General features: G+C 75.0%; 14 protein-coding genes. 7 read left to right on the forward strand and 7 right to left on the reverse strand.

Annotated elements, in window-relative coordinates; translation table 11 throughout:
• The first annotated feature begins 76 nt into the window (after nucleotides 1-76).
• Together KC207_RS13380 and KC207_RS13385 are read left to right on the forward strand one after the other, a co-directional pair.
• Nucleotides 77-1,192: a zinc-binding metallopeptidase family protein gene (locus tag KC207_RS13380; protein WP_211603804.1), complete on the forward strand. Its 1,116-nt coding sequence runs from the start codon at nucleotides 77-79 to the stop codon at nucleotides 1,190-1,192.
• A 192-nt stretch (nucleotides 1,193-1,384) separates the two neighbouring features.
• Nucleotides 1,385-1,942 (forward strand): VanZ family protein, encoded by a 558-nt coding sequence (locus KC207_RS13385; protein ID WP_211603805.1) that lies wholly within the window; start codon nucleotides 1,385-1,387, stop codon nucleotides 1,940-1,942.
• Nucleotides 1,943-1,961: 19 nt separating this feature from the next.
• Here the strand turns inward: KC207_RS13385 and KC207_RS16950 are convergent, their stop codons facing one another.
• Genes KC207_RS16950 through KC207_RS13405 form a run of 3 tightly spaced genes read right to left on the reverse strand, consistent with a single transcriptional unit; the run spans nucleotide 1,962 to nucleotide 5,708 of the window.
• Nucleotides 1,962-3,644, reverse strand: coding sequence for an LLM class flavin-dependent oxidoreductase (locus KC207_RS16950; RefSeq protein ID WP_249138739.1), 1,683 nt, complete (start codon nucleotides 3,642-3,644; stop codon nucleotides 1,962-1,964).
• Nucleotides 3,641-4,081, reverse strand: coding sequence for a tetratricopeptide repeat protein (locus KC207_RS13400; RefSeq protein WP_211603806.1), 441 nt, complete (start codon nucleotides 4,079-4,081; stop codon nucleotides 3,641-3,643). The genes KC207_RS16950 and KC207_RS13400 overlap by 4 nt, the downstream gene beginning before the upstream one ends.
• 7 nt (nucleotides 4,082-4,088) lie before the next feature.
• Nucleotides 4,089-5,708, reverse strand: a complete 1,620-nt coding sequence (locus KC207_RS13405; protein ID WP_211603807.1) for a cation:proton antiporter domain-containing protein — start codon at nucleotides 5,706-5,708, stop codon at nucleotides 4,089-4,091.
• Nucleotides 5,709-5,814: 106 nt separating this feature from the next.
• On the opposite strand from KC207_RS13405, the gene KC207_RS13410 reads away from it, so the two are divergent.
• From KC207_RS13410 to KC207_RS13425, 4 genes are all read left to right on the forward strand, one after another.
• Entirely contained in the window at nucleotides 5,815-7,239 is a 1,425-nt protein-coding gene (locus tag KC207_RS13410; protein ID WP_249138740.1) for an MFS transporter, read from the forward strand.
• A complete protein-coding gene (locus tag KC207_RS13415) occupies nucleotides 7,236-7,919 on the forward strand; it encodes a TVP38/TMEM64 family protein (RefSeq protein ID WP_211603809.1) in 684 nt (227 codons plus the stop codon). Before KC207_RS13410 ends, KC207_RS13415 begins: the two co-directional genes overlap by 4 nt.
• Nucleotides 7,920-8,017: 98 nt before the next feature.
• Entirely contained in the window at nucleotides 8,018-8,848 is an 831-nt protein-coding gene (locus KC207_RS13420) for a class I SAM-dependent methyltransferase (protein WP_211603810.1), read from the forward strand.
• 119 nt (nucleotides 8,849-8,967) lie between these two features.
• On the forward strand, nucleotides 8,968-9,963 hold the full coding sequence (locus tag KC207_RS13425) for an LLM class F420-dependent oxidoreductase (RefSeq protein ID WP_211603811.1): 996 nt from the start codon (nucleotides 8,968-8,970) through the stop codon (nucleotides 9,961-9,963).
• Nucleotides 9,964-10,027: 64 nt separating this feature from the next.
• On the opposite strand, the gene KC207_RS13430 is transcribed toward KC207_RS13425, so the two are convergent.
• A complete protein-coding gene (locus KC207_RS13430) occupies nucleotides 10,028-10,987 on the reverse strand; it encodes a DUF808 domain-containing protein (protein WP_211603812.1) in 960 nt (319 codons plus the stop codon).
• Between the two features lie 236 nt (nucleotides 10,988-11,223).
• On the opposite strand from KC207_RS13430, the gene KC207_RS13435 reads away from it, so the two are divergent.
• On the forward strand, nucleotides 11,224-12,807 hold the full coding sequence (locus KC207_RS13435) for a GGDEF domain-containing protein (protein ID WP_211603813.1): 1,584 nt from the start codon (nucleotides 11,224-11,226) through the stop codon (nucleotides 12,805-12,807).
• A 15-nt stretch (nucleotides 12,808-12,822) separates the two neighbouring features.
• Here KC207_RS13435 and KC207_RS13440 read toward each other — a convergent pair whose 3' ends face one another.
• The 3 genes from KC207_RS13440 to KC207_RS13450 form a co-directional block, all read right to left on the reverse strand.
• Entirely contained in the window at nucleotides 12,823-14,043 is a 1,221-nt protein-coding gene (locus KC207_RS13440; RefSeq protein WP_211603814.1) for an RNA polymerase sigma factor, read from the reverse strand.
• Nucleotides 14,040-14,390: a YciI family protein gene (locus KC207_RS13445; RefSeq protein ID WP_211603815.1), complete on the reverse strand. Its 351-nt coding sequence runs from the start codon at nucleotides 14,388-14,390 to the stop codon at nucleotides 14,040-14,042. The genes KC207_RS13440 and KC207_RS13445 overlap by 4 nt, the downstream gene beginning before the upstream one ends.
• Before the next feature lie 123 nt (nucleotides 14,391-14,513).
• Nucleotides 14,514-14,771 carry a DUF2795 domain-containing protein gene (locus KC207_RS13450; RefSeq protein WP_211603816.1) on the reverse strand — a complete coding sequence of 86 codons (258 nt, stop codon included), beginning with the start codon at nucleotides 14,769-14,771 and terminating at the stop codon, nucleotides 14,514-14,516.
• Between the last annotated feature and the right edge of the window lie 58 nt (nucleotides 14,772-14,829).

Here is a 14,829-nt window from a genome sequence, read left to right on the forward strand (position 1 = left end):
TCAGCGGGGTGCGGCCCCGTTTCCCGGCCGGGGGGGGGGGGGGCCCCCCCCCCCCCGGCCGTGACACACTCCACCGGTGCGTGCCTTCCGCTGCCGGGTCTGCGACGCCGGCCTGTTCTTCGAGAACTCCGTCTGCGTCTCCTGCGGGACCTCCCTCGGCTTCTCCCGCGCCGAGCGGGCGATCGTGCCGCTCGACGAGAAGGGCCGGTACGTCGACGCCGCCGGCGCCGTGTGGCACGTCTGCTGCAACCTCGGGCTGTCCGGCTGCACCTGGCTCGCGTCATCGCGCGGCGGCCAGTGCTCGGCGTGCGACCTCACCCGCACCCGCCCGGCGGACGACGACGAGGTCGGGATGTCCCAGCTGCAGGTCGCCGAGGCCGCCAAGCGCCACCTCGTCGTCGAGCTCGACACCCTCGGCCTGCCGGTCGTCGGCAAGGACGAGGACGAGGAGAACGGGCTCGCCTTCGACCTGCTGTCCAGCGTCGACGAGAACGTCGTCATCGGGCACGCGAACGGCGTCGTGACGATCGACCTCGCCGAGTCCGCGGACGACCGCCGCGAGAAGGTCCGGGTCCAGCTCGACGAGCCGTACCGCACGATGCTCGGCCACTTCCGGCACGAGGTCGGGCACTACTACGACTGGCAGCTCGTCACCGAGGGCCCGCTGCGGGACCGGTACCGCGAGCTCTTCGGGGACGAGCGGGCCGACTACCAGGCGGAGATCGACCGGCACTACGCGCAGGGTCCGCCGGAGGACTGGCCGGAGCGGTTCATCTCCCGCTACGCGACGATGCACCCGTTCGAGGACTTCGCCGAGTGCTTCGCGCACTACCTGCACATCTGCGACACCGTGGACACCGCCGCCGAGCAGGGCCTGCTCGCGGTGTCCCCGTCGGCGTTCTCGAGCGTGCGCGACCTCGTCGTCGGGGTGTGGATCCCGCTGTCGACCGCGCTCAACCAGATCAACCGCTCGATGGGCAAGGACGACCTGTACCCGTTCGTCATCCCGGCGCCGGTCCTCGACAAGCTCGAGCTCGTCGCGTCCGTCGTCCCGGGCAGCGACGCGCCGGGCGGGGGGTCGGACCCGGTGGCCGGTGAGGTGGCCGGCCGTGCCGACCACGCCGAGGACGTGCGGACGGCTGCCCGGGCGGAGAGCCGGCGCCGCGGGTTCCTCCGCCGCCGCCGCGGCTGACCCGGGACGCGCTCGCCCGTCCGCTCGCTCCGTCGTCGGCGGTGCTCGTGTGGAGCATCGTCGGGGTGATGGCGCCGACGATGCTCCACACGGGCGGTTCAGGGCGAGCGGCGCCCTGTGGGAGGTCCGACCACGCTCTGACGGGGTGGATCCTCCCGCGGCGACCCGCCAGGGTGCTCTAGCGTCGGCCGAGTGTTCCCGGTCGGTGGTGTGGGCGTCATGCTCCTCGGCGCGCTCGTCGCCGCTCTCGTGTGCCTGCTCCTCGCGACCGCCCTGCGGCGGCGCTTCGGGACGGTGTGGGCGTTCTCGTTCGCCGGCTTCCTCTGGTCGCTCGTCGTCGTCGCGCTCGTCACCCTCATCCCGTACGCGGGGGCACCCGGCATCGTCCCGGCCGACGAGGCGCAGACGATGTGCTCCTTCGACTACGGCGGACCGGCGCCGCAGGGGTTCTGGCTGTTCTCCAACGGACAGCGGACGCTCAACACGGCGCTGTTCGTGCCGTCCGGCGCCCTCATGACGCTGATGCTCGCGCGCTGGCGGTCCGCGGTGGTCCTCGTGCCGCTCGGGCTGGTCGGCCTGCTCGGCTACTCGGTGGCGATCGAGACGGCGCAGCTCGTCTTCGCCCGCCTCGACCGGGCCTGCGACATCACCGACGTCGTCGACAACGTCACCGGGGCGGCGATCGGCGTCGGGGTGGGGCTCGTCGTGGCCCTCGTGCTGCGCCCCTCCAGGCACCGCACCCACCGCTGACCGCCCGCTCCCCGGCGTGTCAGTGCATCCCGTGCCGGGCGAGCGGATGGGCGAGCTCGCGCTCCTCGTACGCCAGGTGCGAGCGCAGGACGTCGGTGAGCAGGTCGACGACGTGCCGCAGCCGGTCCATCGCCCCGTCGTCCTCGGACACCAGGGCCACGAGCGCCCGGTCGACGTCGTCGAGGACGTCCGCGATGACCTCGTGCTCCTCCTGCAGACGGTCGACGACGGGGCCGACCGCCGGGTCTGCCTCGCGCAGGTGCGGCAGCATCGAGACGTCCTCGATCGTGTGGTGCTGCGTGACGACCCGGCAGTACGACTCGCAGTAGGCGCCGAGGGTCCACTGGTTCTGCCGCATCGTCATCGCGTTGATGTGGGAGCGCGCGGAACCGACGGTCATCGCGCCCCGGGCGACCTGGTCGACGATGTCGCGGACCTGGTCGAGCTCGGCGCGCAGGTGGTCGTGGATGGCGACGAGGTTGCGCGGGACGGCGAGCTCGTGGGGCGCGTACTCGTGGCCGTCGTCGGGGACGGGGTACCGCGGCCGAGCGGGCTCGTCCCACGGCAGGTCGCCGGTGAGCCGCGTCCCGTCGTCGGCGGTCGTGCGCAGGTCCCCGATCTCGACCACCCCACCCGCCTCGACATTTCGGGGTGACCCCGAAATGTCCGGTGAGGCAAGGGAAGCGTTCTCGTGTGTCGCGGGATGTTCTCTTGTCTCGGCGCCCCGGACCCCGTCGGCGGCGGCTCCCGCACCGGCATCGACCCCGGCGGCCCCGGCCGTGTCGGCAGGACGGGTCCCGTCGACGGCCGAACCGTCGGCGACCCGCGACCGCTCGACCTCGACGGCCTCGCGGACCGCGGGTGCGACCTCCTGGGCCCACACCCGGACGAGGTCCTCGTCGTCGGCGGCGAGGACGAACGTCGACATCCCGTGCTCGAGGGTCAGCCCGGCGAGCTGCTCGACCCAGTCCGCGGGTCCGCCGACCAGCCCGCCGCCGGACCGGCCGCCCGGGAAGACGTTGTAGAGCCGCCGGACGTCCTCGGGCGCGCGCCCGGCCGCCACCGCCGCCTCGTCGATCGTCGCGTTCATCGGTCCGAGCGCGTCGGGGTCGGCGTAGCCCATGCTCGGCAGCCACCCGTCGGCGATCCGCCCGGTGACCCGCAACATCCTCGGCTTGTACGCCCCGAGCCAGATGCCGACGGGATGGGCCGGCGCCGGCCCGGCGTGCAGCCCGCGGACCCGGTGGACCGACCCGTCGACCCGCACGGACCCCTGCCCGGACCAGAGGCCCCGGATGATCTCGACGGCCTCCACGAGACCCTCGACGGCCTCACCCGGGGACAGCCGCCTGCCGCCCGCGGCCTCGATGGCGTCCCAGAAGGCGCCGGTGCCGAGCCCGAGCTCCACGCGTCCCCCGGTGAGCAGGTCGAGCGTCGCGACCGACCGGGCGAGGACGACGGGCGGGCGCAACGGGAGGTTCGCGACGTTGGGCGCGAGGCGCACGGCGGTCGTCCGGGCCCCGATGACCGACAGCAGGGTCCAGGTGTCGAGGTGACGGGCCTGGTACGGGTGGTCCTGGACGCTCACGAGGTCGAGCCCGAGGACATCCGCGAGCTGGGCGATCTCGAGGACGTCCTCGGCCCTCGCGACGTCCGGGGTCGGGAAGACCCCGAACTCGAGCGGGTGCCCGTAGTCCGTCATCCGCGCGGGTCCGCGTCGGGGTCGGCGTCGCCGTCCGCCGAGGCCGCCCCCGGGTCCCCCGGACCGAGGTCGTGCACCTCGAGTCGGCCGTCCCCGGCGTAGCCGCCGAGCAGCTCGGCCATCGCGAGGTGCGGCCTGGCCTCCCCGGCGCGCCCCTGCCGCTGCAGGGTCCGCCCGAGCAGCAGGTTCGCGTACGGCTCGTCCGGGTCGTCGGCGAGGACGGCGCGCGTCACCCGCTCGGACCGGCCGAGCTGGGCGGAGTGGAAGTACGCCCGGGCGAGCAGCAGCCGCAGCTCCGTCGTGCCGTGCAGCGGCGGGGCGAGGAGGCTCTCGTCGACGAGCGTCGAGAGCAGCGACGCCGCCTCCTGGTACTCGCCGTGCCGGTAGAGGCCCCGCGCCTGCTCGTAGCGCTCCGCGATGCTGCTGGTGGACGTCATGGACGGCTCAACGTGGCTGCGGCCCCGGCTGTTCCGTCCCGCCGGAGCCGCCCGTACCCGGCCGCCGCAGCACCGCGGCCGCCCGGTCGGCGAGCTCGGCGCCGGCGCCGTCGTACAGCTGGAAGCCGGCGTGCGCCCCGTGCGCGAGCGCCGTCTCGAGGTCGTCGTCGTGCTGGGCGACCACCGCGACCGACCCGGCGTACCCGTGCGCGCGCAGCTGGTCGAGGGTGTCGAGGTTGTTGCCGTGGAAGGGCATGGCGAGCACGACGAGCGACACGTCGTGGAACGGCCGGTCGGACCACATCTCCGGGTCGGTGGCGTCCGCCTCGCGGACCTCGAGCCCCTCCTCCTCGAGCAGGCGGCACCGGTCCCTCGACGCCTCGATGCCGACGACCCGCAGCCCGTACCCCTCGGCGAGCCGCTCGTAGGCCGCCCGCCCGACCCGCCCCATCCCGAGGACGACGGCCTCCGCCGGCCCGAGGTCGAGCGGCCGGTCCTCCGGGTGGGTCCGCTCGACGGGCCGGTCCGGCAGCAGCCCGCGCAGCGCGCTCGAGAGGTACTCCGGGTGCCGGCCGGGCAGGGACGTGAGGACCATGCTCGCCGCGACGGCCGTGGCGACGACCCGCAGCCAGCCCTCGTCGAGCAGCCCCTGGGGCGCGAGCGCGAGGACGATCAGCCCGAACTCCGAGAAGTTCGCGAGCGCCGTCCCGGTGAGCACCGCCGTGCGCCGCCGGAAGCCCGCGAGCCACAGCAGCGCCGCGAAGCCTAGGGCCTTGAGCGGCAGCAGGAGCAGCAGGCCCAGCCCCAGCGCGAGCTCGCCCACCGTCGGCAGCCCGCCGAGCCCGATGGCGACGAAGAAGCCGACGAGCAGCAGGTCCTTGAGCGCGAAGATGCTCTTCGCGAGCTCCCCGGAGCCGCGGTGGCCGGCGATGAGCATCCCCATGACGAGCGCCCCGAGGTCGCCCTTGACCCCCACGGCCTCGAAGAGCGCGTAGCCCGGGACGAGCGCGACGACGACGCCGAAGAGCGGCAGCAGCTCGCCGTGCCCGACGGCCGCGAGCACCCGCCGGAGCAGGACGGCGCCGGGGACGACGAGGAGGAGCAGCACCGCCCACGGGCTCGGCGGGTCGCCCTCGGCGGTCGCGAGGAAGACGACCGCGGCGATGTCCTGGACGACGAGGACGCCGATGGCGGTCCGGCCGCCGACGGACTGGGCGATGCCCCGCTCCTCGAGGATCTTCACGACGACGACGGTGCTCGAGAAGGACAGGGCGAACCCCACGAGCAGCCAGGTGACCGCCTCGTCCCCGACGAGGCCCACCCCGACGGCGCCGAGCACGCCGAGCGCCGCCGTCGCGAGCACGGTCGTCGCGACGAGGTGCACCGTCGCGGTCCCCCACACCTCGCGCCGGAGGAGGCCCCGGACGTCGACCTTGAGGCCGACCCCGAAGAGCAGGACGGTGACGCCGAGGTCGGCGATCGTCTGCAGGACGGGGACCTCCTCGACCCCGAGGGCCCGCAGGACGAACCCGGCGAGCAGGAAGCCGACGAGCGGCGGCAGCCGGACGGCCGAGGCGGCGAGCCCTCCGACGAGGGCGGCGACGAGGATGGCGGCGCTCGCGTCCATCGGGTCCTCCTGGCGGGGGTCGCGGTCGGACGGCGGTCATCCTTCCAGCCCCGGCGCCAGCGCGGCAGGCCCCTCTCGTCGGGGACGGTTTGGCAAGATCGGGGCCGTGTCCGTCCACCGTCCCGCGACGGACCGGGAGGCGCCGCCGCGGACGTCCCGGTCCGGGCGCTTCGCGGCCTCCGCACGGACGACGGCACGCAGCACCGCGCGGGGGACGGTCCGGGGCGGCACCGCCGGCGTCCGGGCCGTCGGCCGGGGCGGACGGGCCGCCGGACGCCGGTTCCGCCGGTTCACGACGGCCGACGGCGCGGGGGCCACCGGGCTTGCCCGGCTCACCGAGCTGCACGCCGTGAACACCGCCGGCGACGCGGCCGTGACGATCTCGCTCGCCGGCACCGTGTTCGCGATGCCGACCGACGAGGCGCGGGGGCGGGTGGCCCTGTTCCTGCTGCTCACGATGGCGCCCTTCCTCCTGCTCGCGCCGCTCATCGGGCCGCTCCTGGACCGCTTCCGGCACGGGAGGCGCTGGGCGCTCGGCACGACGTTGGCGGTGCGCGGCTTCCTCGCCTGGGTGCTCGCGTCCGCCGTCGTCGCCGACAGCGCGTGGCTCTTCCCGGCCGCCCTCGGCTGCCTCGTCGCCGCGCGGTCCTACGCCGTCGCCCGGGCCGCCGCGGTCCCCCGGCTGCTGCCGCGCGAGGTCTCCCTCGTCGGGGCGAACGCCCGGCTCAACATCGCGGGCGTCATCGGGATGGTCCTCGGTGGCGGGCTCGCCGGGGCCGCCGCGCAGGCCGGGCCGGACTGGTCGCTGCGGGTCGCCTTCGTCGTCTTCGTCGTCGCCACGGTCCTGTCGATCCGCCTCCCGGACCGGGTCGACTCCAGTCTCGGCGAGACCGACGTCGACGGCACCCCGGTCGACCGCGAGCCGCTCGACGACCCGGTCCGCGACACCCGCCGGATGCGTGCCCTGCCGGTCGCCGTGCGGTACGTGCTGTGGCTGACGACCGGCGCCCGGATGCTCGCAGGGTTCCTCACCCTCTTTCTCCTCTTCCTCATGCGCGAGGTGCCGATCCCCGGGTGGAGCGGCCCCCTCGTCATCGGCCTCGTCGTCGCGGCCGCGGGCACCGGCAACGCCGTCGGGTCGCTCGTCGGGAACCGCAAGGACACCCCGGCCCCCGAGGTCATGGCGACGGCGATGGCCGCCGTCGCCGTCGTCACCTCCGTCGTGGCCGCGGTCCTGTACTCGGTGTGGGCCATCGTGCTCGTCGGCCTCGTGTCCGGGATGTACGCCCAGCTCTCGAAGCTGTGCCTCGACGCGCTCGTCCAGCGCGACGTCCCGGACCGGACCCGCGCCCGGGTCTTCTCGTGGTCGGAGACGATCCTCCAGGCCTGCTGGGTCGTCGGCGGCACGATCGGCATCCTCGTCCCGCTCCGGCCGGGGCTGGGCTTCGGCATCATCACCGTCGTCGTCCTGCTCATGGGGGCCGTCGCCGTCCGGGCCCGACGGACCGCCCCCACCCCCGCCGTGCGATGAGCGTCCCCGCCCCCGACGTCCCGGCGGTGCCCGCGCGTGAGCCGGCCGTGGCCCGCCTGGGCCTCCTCGGCCTCCTGCTCGGCACGCTCGTCGCCGGCGCGGTGGCCGTCGTCGTCCTCGGCGGCGACCTCGACGCCGTCCGGGCCGCCGTCCGGGACGCCGGGCCCTGGGGTCCCGCCGTGTTCGTCGTCGCCCACGTCCTGCTCACCCTGGCCCCGGTGCCGAAGAGCATCCTCGTGACCATCGCGGGTGCGCTCTTCGGGGTCTCCACCGGCGTCGTCGTCGCCTGGGTCGCCGCGGTCGTGAGCGCCCTCGTCGGGTTCGCCGTCGCCCGTCGGCTCGGGCGGGAGCCGGTGGCCCGGGTCGCCGGTCCGCGGCTGGCCGGGGTCCAGGACCTCGCGCGCGACCAGGGGGTGCTGTCCGTCGTCGTCCTGCGGCTCACCCCCGTCGTGCCGTTCACGATCGTCAACTACGCCTGCGGGGTGAGCGCGGTGAGCCGTCGGGACTACGTCGTCGGCACGCTGGTGGGCGTCGTGCCCGGGACGGTGGCGTACACGCTCGTCGGCGCCTCCGCCGTGGCGGACGGGTCGGTCGTCCTCCTCGGCGTCGGGGCCGCCGTGCTGCTCCTCGTCGTCACCGGCGTCGTCGCTCGCCGGCTCCGCGGTGCGGGCGCTCCCTGACCACGCGACCGCCTCCGGCCGGGATGGCTCGAACGGGCCATGGCGCACGTCGGGTCGGCGACGGCACCCTGGGGTCGACACACCGGGAGGGGGAGACCATGTCAGCGGAGACCGCAGCAGGACCGAGCCCGAGCCACGTCAAGGACGCCCACCGGGCGATGTGGGCGCGGGGTGACTACCCGGCCGTCGCCGACCGGCTCATCCCGGACCTCGGGGGCCGGCTCGTCACCGCCCTCGGCGTCGGGCCCGACGACCGGGTCCTCGACGTCGCGGCGGGCTCGGGCAACGCCTCCCTCCCCGCCGCCCGGGCGGGTGCCCGCGTCACGGCGTCGGACCTCACCCCGGAGCTGCTCGACGCCGGACGCCGGCGCGCGGCCGACACCGGGCTCGACCTCGCGTGGGAGGTGGCGGACGCCGAGGCGCTGCCCTACGACGACGCGTCCTTCGACGTCGTGATGTCGAGCGTGGGGGTGATGTTCGCGCCCCGCCACGAGACGGCCGCCGCCGAGCTGCTGCGGGTGTGCCGGCCGGGCGGCCGGGTCGGGGTGCTGTCGTGGACCCCGGACGGGTTCGTCGGCCGGCTGCTCGCCACCCTGCGGCCCTGGGCCCCGGCCCCGCCGCCGGGCGCGTCGCCGCCGCCGCTGTGGGGGACGCCCGGCCACGTGGGCGACCTCTTCGGCGACGGGGTCACCGACCTCACGCACGACCGCGGCGAGGTCGTCGTCGAGGGGTTCACGGGCCCCACCGAGTTCCGCGAGTACTTCGCCGCCGGGTACGGGCCGATGCTCACGGTGTACCGGTCGACGGCGGACGACCCGGAGCAGCGGGCCGCGCTGGAGGAGGCGGTCGACGCGCTCGTCGCCGAGCACGACGAGGGCGGGGGCACGATGCGCTGGTCCTACCTGCTGTCCACGGCGACCCGCGCCTGACCGACGCCGGGATCCGGCGGGTCCTGCGTCGGCTGCTCCGGTTCGCTCGTCGCGGACCGGGTAGGGAGCGGGGGAGGCCGGTCGACGGGACCGGCCAGGACCGAAGGAGCAGCGACACCGTGACGCGGTTCGGCTACACCCTCATGACCGAGCAGAGCGGCCCGAAGCAGCTCGTCGACAGCGCCGTGCGCGCCGAGGCGGCCGGTTTCGACCTGCTCGTGTCCAGCGACCACTACTCCCCGTGGCTCACCGAGCAGGGGCACGCCCCCTACGCCTGGACCGTCCTCGGCGCCGTCGCCCAGGCGACGAGCAGCGTCGAGCTCATGACGTACGTGACCTGCCCGACGATCCGGTACCACCCCGCCGTCGTCGCGCAGAAGGCCGCGACCCTGCAGATCCTCGCCGACGGGCGCTTCACCCTCGGGCTCGGCGCCGGGGAGAACCTCAACGAGCACGTCATCGGCCAGGGGTGGCCGCCCGTCGCCCAGCGCCAGGACATGCTCGACGAGGCCGTCCAGATCATCAAGCGGCTGCACACCGGCGAGCTCGTCACCTACCGCGGCGAGTACTTCGACGTCGACTCCGCGCGCATCTGGGACCTCCCGGACGAGCCGGTGGGCATCGGCGTCGCCGTGAGCGGACGGGCCGGCATCGAGCGGTTCGGACCGGACGCCGACCACCTCGTCGCCGTCGAGCCGAACGGCGACCTCGTGAGCGCGTGGAACGAGCTCGCCGGGTCGACGATCGGGCAGGACGCGCGGGCCATCGGGCAGATCCCGATCTGCTGGGACCCCTCCGAGGAGGCCGCCGTCACCCGGGCCCACGAGCAGTTCCGGTGGTTCGCCGGCGGCTGGAAGGTCAACGCCGACCTGCCGACGCCGATGGGGTTCAGCGGGGCCACCCAGTTCGTCCGCGAGGAGGACGTCGCCGCCTCGATCCCGTGCGGCCCCGACCTCGACCGGATCGTCGAGGCCGTGTCCGCGTTCTGGGAGGCCGGCTTCACCGACGTCGCCCTCGTCCAGGTCGGCGGGGAGACCGAGCAGCAGCGCGGCTTCCTCGACGGTCCGGCCGCCGACCTGCTCGCCCGGCTCCGGGACGCCGCTCCGACCGGCTGAGCGTCCCCTCAGCGGGGTGGTGGGCCGGGGTGGTCACCCCGGTTCGCCGCCCCACCGGGCGTGGTCAATGGGCGGCGGAGGCGTCGGCCCCGTGCCCGCCGCGGGCCTTCGTCACGGCGTGGACGACCGCGACGACGACCCCTCCGACGACGGCCCCGACCACGGCGGAGGCCAGCGTGTTCGTCACCCAGCCGAGGACGCCGCCGAGGGCACCGGTGCCGTCGTGCACGGCCTCCTCGAGGTGGTGCACGACGTCGTAGAGGGCGTGCCAGCCGAGGTCGTCGGTCCCGACGAGCAGGATGTGCCCGCCGACCCAGAGCATCGCGACGACGCCGACCGTCGACAGCCCGGCGAGGACCTTCGGCATCGCCGCGACGAGCGCCCGCCCGACCCGCTGCGCCCCGGCCGACTCGCGCTCGGCGAGGCTCAGCCCGATGTCGTCCATCTTCACGATGAGGGCCACGACCCCGTAGACGAGCGCCGTGATGAAGACCGCGACGACGACGAGGACGAGCGCCCGCGTCACGAACGGCTCCGACGCGACGTCGTCGAGCGCGATGACCATGATCTCGGCGGACAGGATGAGGTCGGTGCGGATGGCCCCCTTGACCATCGTCTCCTCCTGCTCGGGACCGATGTCCGTCACCGGCGCCTTCGGGGCCTCGTGGTGCGAGAGCTTCTCCCAGATCTTCTCGGCACCCTCGAAGCACAGGTAGGTGCCGCCCGCCATGAGGATCGGGGTGAGCAGCCACGGCAGGAACTGGCTGAGCAGCAGGGCCACCGGGAGGATGACGAGCAGCTTGTTGCGGATCGAGCCGACGGCGATCCGCCGGACGATCGGCAGCTCCCGCTCGGGCCGGACGCCGTGGACGTAGCGCGGGGTCACCGCCGTGTCGTCGACGACCACCCCCGCCGCCTTGGCGCCGGCACGGCCGGCCGCGGCACCGACGTCGTCCACCGACGCCGCCGCCAGCCGGGCGAGCGCCGCCACGTCGTCGAGCAGCGCCACCAGTCCGCCGGCCATCCGAGGTCCTCTCCCCGCGCACCCGCCCTCGGGGTGCCGGTGCGGCCACGCTAGCGGTCCTCGGACCCCCACGTCCGGGTTCCCCACGTCGCCCGGCCCCGGGTTCGCCGCGAGCCGCGACGCTGGGATCCCTCCGGGCGAGCGGGATCGGGCAACAGGCCGCCCCGGAGTCGTCCGTTCGGCGCATCCCTCCCGGAACCGCCTCCACGGGGTCGGGCCGACCCCACACTGGGGCCATGACGGCCGCTCCAGCCCTTCCCCGGGTCTCCTCGACGCGCATCTCCCGCTCCCCGCAGCACGAGGCCGCGGTGGCACGCGCCACCGGCCTCATCCTCACCGCCCAGACGCCCGGCAGCGTCTCCTCCGCCGAGCTCGAGGCGATGGTCCTCGAGGGCGAGGAGTGCGACTGGCCGGACGTCGTCATGCTCGCCGAGTTCGTCACGGTGCTCGCGTCGCGCTACGACGCCGGCATCGACGGCTGGGCCCACATGACCCGCCTCCTCGAGCGCGCCCGGTCCTCGGGCGACCCGGTGTGGGAGGCCCTGGCCCTCGCGATGTCGAGCACCGACGCCGTCCCGGACCCGCGGCCCGCGCTCGTCCGCGACCGTGACCTCGCCCGCGCCGTCGTCCTGCTCCAGGGCGTCGAGGGCCCGCACGAGATGCTCGCCTCGGCCCACGGCCAGTGCGCCACCGGGTTCCTCTCCCGCGACCTGTGGGACTTCGCCATCGCCCAGACCGAGGCGGCGAGCGAGTGGCTCGACGCGCCCGACGTCGAGGGGTGGCGCCGGGCCACGGCCCTCTACAACCGCGCGGAGATCCTGCTCCGCCGGCTCTGCGCGCGGCGTCAGACCGGACCGGACGACGCCCTCGTCGCCGAGGCCGCCGAGGCCCGGGCCGCCCTGCGCCGGGTGCCGCTCGAGGACCTGCCGCAGAGCTGGCGGATCGACCTGCACACCTTCGAGAACCTCGTCGACGCCATCGCGGCGCCGGTCGACGAGGCGCCCCGAGAGCCCGCCTGCACCCGCGACGCGGAGTTCGCCGCCTACCTCGACCTCGCGGCCGCCCTCACCGAGGACGACGTCGTCGAGGCCCGACGGCACGCGGCCGCGGCCGTGCGGATGCTCGACGGCGCCGGCGACCCCGAGCTGCACCTGCTCGCCCTCACCGTCGACGCCGAGCTCGAGGCCCGCGAGAGCGGCGCCGAGACCGCCGGCCTCCGCCTCGGCCGCGAGCTCGCCCGTGGGCGGGTCCGGACGCGGGAGGCGGCCGCGGAGGCGATGGCCTCGCTCGTCCAGAACGAGCAGATGGCCGCCGAGCACACCCGCCTGCGGGTCGCCGCGGAGGTCGACGCCCTGACCCAGGTCGCCAACCGGCACGGCTTCACCCGCCGGGTCGAGGCCTTCGCCGAGGCCGCCGAGCTCGGCTCGCGCGCCGACATGACCCTCGTGCTCGTCGACGTCGACCACTTCAAGGCCGTCAACGACACCCACGGCCACGAGGTCGGCGACGAGGTGCTCGAGAAGGTGGCCGCGGCGCTGGTCTCCGAGGTCCGCGACAGCGACGTCGTCGCCCGCTGGGGTGGCGACGAGTTCATCCTGCTCCTCGACAGCGACGACCTCGCCGGCGCCCGCCGCCGGTGCCTCTCCATCGCCCAGCGCATCCGCAGCGGGGCGTGGCACGAGACCGCCGAGGGCCTGGCCGTCACGGTGAGCGTCGGCCTCGCCATCGGCAAGGTCACCGACCTCGAGGCGCTGCGCACCTCCGCCGACCGGGCGCTCTACCGGGCCAAGCAGGCCGGCCGGGACGGCGTCTCCGTCTGACCGGGGGCCGTCGGGTCACGGTCCGTCGACGACCTCGGTGCGCCGCGCCGTGAGGAACGCACGCTCGCCCGGGTTCGTCGCGAGCCCCAGCGCCCGGTCGTAGGCCGCCAGCGCCTCGTCCCGCCGTCCGAGCCTGCGCAGCAGGTCGGCGCGGGTCGCGTGGAACGGGTGGTAGCCGTCGAGGCCGGGCAGGTCGTCGACGAGCGCCAGCCCGGCGGCCGGCCCGTCGACCTCCGCGACGGCGACCGCCCGGTTGAGGGTGACGACGGGCGTCGGCGTCGCGACGAGCATCCGGTCGTAGAGGGCGACCACCTGTCGCCAGTCGGTGTCCGCCGCGGTCGCGGCGTCCGTGTGCACCGCGTTCACGGCCGCGACGAGCTGGTGGTGCCCGGGACGGTTCCGCCGCAGGCACTCACGGACGAGGGCGTGCCCCTCCGCGACGAGCGCGGCATCCCACAGCGACCGGTCCTGCTCGGCGAGGGGGACCAGCCTGCCACCGTCGAACCGCGCCGCCCGCCGGGCCTCGGTGAGGAGCATGAGGGCGAGCAGGCCGGCGACCTCGGGCTCGTCCGGCATGAGCGTCCGCAGCAGGCGGCCGAGCCGGATCGCCTCGCCGGTGAGGTCCGCCCGGACCTCCTCCGCGCCGTCACCGGGCAGGTGGCCCTCGGTGAAGACGAGGTAGACGACCGCGAGAACGGCCGGGAGCCGGTCCGGCAGCTCGGCGTCCGACGGCACCCGGTACGGGATGCGGGCCGCGGCGATCTTCCGCTTGGCGCGGGTGATCCGCTGCGCCATCGTCCGCTCCTCGACGAGGAAGGCGCGAGCGACCTCGGGGACGGTGAGCCCGCCGAGCAGCCGGAGCGTGAGCGCCACCCGGGCCTCCGGCGCGAGCGCGGGGTGGCAGCACGTGAAGAGCAGACGCAGCCGGTCGTCGACGACCGACGACGGCGGCCCGGGGGTGTCGTGCGACGCGTCGTGGAGCACGTGGGCCTCCTCGTGCCGGGCCTGTCGCGTGGACTCGCGGCGCAGCCGGTCGAGGGCCTTATTGCGTGCGACGACGGTGAGCCATCCCCCGGGGTTGGGCGGGGTGCCCTCCTCCGGCCAGCGACGGACCGCCTCGACGAAGGCCTCCTGGGTGCACTCCTCCGCGAGGTCGAGGTCCCCGAACCGGCCGGCCAGCGCCGCGACGACGCGTCCGAACTCGGCCCGGTGGACCTCCTCGACCGTCGGGGTCACTCGCCCTGGAAGGGGCGGACCTCCACCCGGCCCCGGCACGCCTTCGACCCGCGGGCGGCCAGCGCCAGAGCGGCGTCGAGGTCGGGGGCCTCGACCACCCAGAACCCGCCGATCTGCTCCTTGGCCTCGCTGAACGGCCCGTCGGTCATGACGACGTCGGCGCCGGTGCCGTCGACGACGGTCGCGGTCGACGGCGGGTGCAGGCCGCCGGCGAAGACCCAGTGGCCCTCGGCCTGGAGCTCGTCGTTGAAGCGTCCGGTGTCGGCGAAGGCCTGCTGCATCTCCTCCTCGCTCGCGTAGACCTCGTCGTCGTTCTCGTGCCACACGGACATCAGGTACTGGGTCATGGCGGGATCCTCCCGGGTCGTGGGGTCCGACGCCAGTGCCGGTCCCTCACCCCCTCGACGAACGGGAGAGGGGGGATGCGACACCCCGGCCGAGAAAATCTCCCCGGGAACCCTCTGCGAGGCTCAGCCGGTGGTCGCGGCGAGCTCGATCTCGGCGCAGACCTCGTCGAGCGAGGTGTACACCCGCGTCCGGGACAGGCGGGAGAGCCGGCAGGCCAGGCGCGAGGGCTCGCCGCGCGAGAGGCAGGCCGCGATGAGGTCGTCCTGGAGCGTGGGGAAGGGATGGTCCGCGAGTGCGCGTCGCAGGTCCGTCAGGTCGTCCGCGAGCCGGGGGTCGGCGTCGTCCGCCGCCATCCCCTCGACATGCCCCACCGTCGTCATCCGGACCTCCCTGTCCGTCGCGCCCGCAGGTCGTGCGGGCCCTCTCGACACTACCCCG

The organism is Phycicoccus avicenniae, from assembly GCF_018139485.1.
Lineage (GTDB): Bacteria > Actinomycetota > Actinomycetes > Actinomycetales > Dermatophilaceae > Phycicoccus > Phycicoccus avicenniae.